Below are 3,920 nucleotides of genomic sequence, written 5' to 3' on the forward strand. Positions count from 1 at the left end.
TGGCGGGCGCGCGCCCTGGCTGCCCGCCCACGCCCTCGCGCCCCGCACGCTGGTGTTCCCGCAGGACCATGGCAGCCATCCGGCGCTGCGCACCGAGTGGTGGTACATCACCGGACAGGCGCGCGCGGCGGGGCAGCTGTGGGGGTTTCAGGTGACGTTCTTTCGCTCGCGGGTCGAGGCCGCGCAGCCGCTGCAGTCGGCCTTCGCCGCCAGACAACTGGTGTTCGCGCATGCCGCGCTGACCGACCTGGGCGGCACCGCGCTGCACCATGACCAGCGCATCGCGCGCGCCGGCTTCGGCATCGCCGGAGCCAGCGAAGCCGACACCGACATCCGCCTGGGCGACTGGACGCTGGCTCGCACTCCCCGCGGTGCGGGGAGCCGCTATGCGGCCCAGGTTCGCGCGGCCGACTTCGCGCTGGACCTGCAATTCGACACCACGCAGCCCGTGCTGCTGCAGGGCGCACAGGGCCTGTCGCGCAAGGGCCCGGACGCCACCCAGGCCAGCTACTACTACAGCCAGCCACAAATGTCCGTGACCGGGCACCTGCAGCTCGCGGGCCGGCGCATGGCCTTGGAGGCCGCGGCACCGGGCAGCCTGGACAACCGCGCCTGGCTGGACCACGAATGGAGCGATGCACTGGTGCACCCCGATGCCGTGGGCTGGGACTGGATCGGCATGAACCTGCAGGACGGCAGCGCGCTCACGGCGTTTCGCCTGCGGCGCGGCGACGGTTCGGCGCTCTGGGCTGGCGGCTCACTGCGCGCGGCCGGGGGCACCACGCAGGTGTTCGGGCCGCAAGCCGTCGCGTTCACCCCGCAGCGCCACTGGACCAGCCCCGCCAGCCAGGCACGCTACCCGGTGCAGTGGCGCGTGGACACGCCGGCCGGATCGTTCGAAGTGCATGCGCTGCTGGATGCGCAGGAGCTGGACAGCCAGGCCTCGACGGGCGCCATCTACTGGGAGGGCCTGAGCGAGCTGCGGGACGGGGCCGGCCGCGCGATGGGGCGCGGCTACCTGGAGATGACCGGCTACGCCCGGCCGCTGCGGCTGTAGCCGCAACAGGGGCCTATGCGAATCGCCCCGGAGTCAGCCGCGTACCCCGCGCGCTTCACCCCCCTTGGGCTCAGGCCTTGCGCCCGGCGCGCCGCGGCAGGCGCGCGATGATCTCGCCCATGATCCCGCGGCGGAAGGCCAGCACGCACACCACGAAGATGAGGCCGGTGACCATGGTGACCGACTCGCCCAGGGTGTTGAACCAGTCCACGCCCGTGATCGAGGCGACCAGGTGCCCAAACTCGCCGATCTTGTTTTCCAGCAGCACGACCACGGCCGACCCGACCAGCGGGCCCGACAGCGTGCCCAGGCCGCCCACCAGCGTCATCAGGATGACCTGGCCCGAGGCCGTCCAATGCACGTCGGACAGCGTGGCGAAGCCCAGCACCAGGGTCTTGAGCGAGCCCGCCAGCCCGGCGAGCGCGGCCGAGATCACGAAGGCCAGCAGCTTGAAGCGGTGCGTGTCGTAGCCCAGCGAAATGGCACGCGGCTCATTTTCCTTGATGCTCTTGAGCACCTGGCCGAACGGCGAGTGGATGGTGCGCACGATCAGCAGGAAGGCCAGCACCACCACCACCAGTGCCACGTAGTACATGGTGAGGTCGCTGGACAGGTCGATGAGCCCGAAGAGCTTGCCGCGCGGCACGCCCTGCAGGCCGTCCTCCCCGCCCGTGAACGGCGCCTGCAGGCAGGCGAAGAACAGCATCTGCGCCAGCGCCAGCGTGATCATCGAGAAATAGATGCCCTGGCGCCGGATGGCCAGCCAGCCGAACAGCAGCCCCAGCAGCGCGCCGCCGGCGGTGCCGGCCAGCAGGCCCAGTTCGGGCGTGAGGCCCCAGACCTTGATGGCGTGGCCGGCCACGTAGGCCGCGCCGCCCAAAAAGGCCGCATGGCCGAACGACAGCAGCCCGGTATAGCCCAGCAGCAAATTGAACGCCGAGGCGAACAGCGCGAAGCACATGAGCTTCATCACGAAGACCGGGTAGGCGCCCAGGAAGGGCGCCGCCAGCAGGGCGGCAAGCAGCAGGCCGTAGCCGATGGGGGCGAGTTTTTGGGAGTTCATGCGTGCGGCCCCTGCTTATCTCTCTTTGCCGAACAGGCCGGCGGGGCGGATGAGGAGAACGATCACCATGATGACGAACACCACGGTGGAAGAAGCCTCGGGATAGAACACCTTGGTGAACCCTTCGATCACGCCCAGGCCCAGCCCGGTGAGGATGGAGCCCATGATCGAACCCATGCCGCCGATCACCACCACGGCGAACACCACGATGATGAGGTTCTGCCCCATGAGCGGCGTGACCTGGTACACCGGCGCGGCCAGCACGCCCGCGAACGCGGCGAGCGCCGCGCCGAACGCGTAGGTGAGCGTGATCATCACCGGCACGTTCACGCCGAAGGCCTCCACCAGGCGCGGGTTCTCGGTGCCGGCGCGCAGGTAGGCGCCGAGCTTGGTCTTTTCGATCACGTACCAGGTGCCAACGCACACCACGAGCGAGGCCACCACCACCCAGGCGCGGTAGTTGGGCAGGATCATGAAGCCGAGGTTGGTCGCGCCTTCCAGCAGTTCGGGCGTGTCGTACCCCAGGCCAGAGACGCCGTAGATGGAGCGGAACACCCCCTCGATCAGCAGCGTGAGCCCGAGGGTCAGCAGCAGGCCGTAGAGGTGGTCGAGCTTGTAGATCCAGCGCAGCAGCAGCCGCTCGATCAGCACCCCCAGGATGCCCACCACCACCGGCGCCGCCAGCAGCATCACCCAGTAGTTGATGCCCAGGTAGGTCATGCCCATCCAGGTGAGCATCGCGCCCAGCATGAACAGTGCGCCGTGCGCGAAGTTGATCACGTTGAGCAGGCCGAAGATCACCGCCAGCCCCAGGCTGAGGATGGCGTAGAACGACCCGTTGACCAGCCCCAGCAGAAGCTGGCTCAACAGGCCCGGCAGTGAGACACCGAAGATTTGCATGGGAGGGCGCGAGTGGCGGTGAAGCGGTGAAAAAAGAGGGTCAGCGGAACGGGCGGCGCGTCATGGGTGTCATTTCCAGGCCGCGCACTTGCTCTCGGCCTGGGTGGCGAACACTTCCTCGCCGGGCAGCTTCTTGACGAGCTTGTAGTAATCCCATGCACCCTTGGATTCGGCCGGTGATTTCACCTGCATCAGGTACATGTCGTGCACGTAGCGGCCATCGGGGCGCAGCGTGCCGGAGCCGAAGAAGTCGTTCATCTTCATGCCGCGCCAGGCCTGCATCACCTTGTCGGCATCGGTGCTCTTGGCGGCTTCGACGGCCTTCAGGTAGTTCATGGTGGCCGAGTAGTCGGCCGCCTGGATCTCGGTCGGACGGCGCTTGGTCTTTTCCATGAACTTGTCGGCGAACTTGCGCGTGTCGTCGTTCAGGTCCCAATACCAGCTCGTCGTGAACTGCAGGCCCTCGGTGGTCTTGAGGCCCAGGCTGTGGATGTCGCTGAAGAAGATCAGCAAGCCTGCGAGCTTCATGCTCTTGCCGATGCCGAACTCCTTGGCGGCCTTGATGGAGTTGATGGTGTCGCCACCCGCGTTCGCCAGGCCCAGCACCTGGGCCTTGGAGTTCTGCGCCTGCAGCAGGAAGGACGAGAAGTCCGAGGCGTTGAGCGGGTGCTTGACGCTGCCCACCACCGTGCCGCCCTTGGCCTTGACCACCGTGCTCGCATCGGCCTCCAGTGCATGGCCGAACGCATAGTCCGCCGTGAGGAAGAACCAGCTCTTGCCGCCCGCCATCGACGTGGTGGCGCCCGTGCCCTTGGCCAGACGCCACGGTGTCGTAGGCGTAGTGCACGGTGTAGGGGCTGCACTGCTCGGTTGGTGAGTGCCGAGGTGGCCGCGCCGTTG

The 3,920-nt window shown here is 67.8% G+C and carries 3 protein-coding genes and 1 pseudogene; 1 reads left to right on the forward strand and 3 read right to left on the reverse strand.

The features are described 5' to 3' along the window. Positions 1–19 precede the first annotated feature (19 nt). Complete coding sequence (locus AC27IO_RS21535; protein WP_498740681.1) at positions 20–1,057, forward strand: lipocalin-like domain-containing protein; 1,038 nt, start codon at positions 20–22, stop codon at positions 1,055–1,057. A gap of 70 nt (positions 1,058–1,127) precedes the next feature. Here AC27IO_RS21535 and AC27IO_RS21540 read toward each other — a convergent pair whose 3' ends face one another. From AC27IO_RS21540 to AC27IO_RS21550, 3 genes and pseudogenes are all read right to left on the reverse strand, one after another. Continuing rightward, positions 1,128–2,120 carry a branched-chain amino acid ABC transporter permease gene (locus AC27IO_RS21540; RefSeq protein WP_272568006.1) on the reverse strand — a complete coding sequence of 331 codons (993 nt, stop codon included), beginning with the start codon at positions 2,118–2,120 and terminating at the stop codon, positions 1,128–1,130. Positions 2,121–2,135: 15 nt separating this feature from the next. Next, positions 2,136–3,020 (reverse strand): branched-chain amino acid ABC transporter permease, encoded by an 885-nt coding sequence (locus AC27IO_RS21545; RefSeq protein ID WP_272568004.1) that lies wholly within the window; start codon positions 3,018–3,020, stop codon positions 2,136–2,138. A gap of 69 nt (positions 3,021–3,089) precedes the next feature. Then, positions 3,090–3,920: pseudogene (locus AC27IO_RS21550) on the reverse strand (ABC transporter substrate-binding protein); the annotation flags it as partial.

The sequence above is a fragment of the Acidovorax sp. KNOB132 genome, from assembly GCF_057541515.1.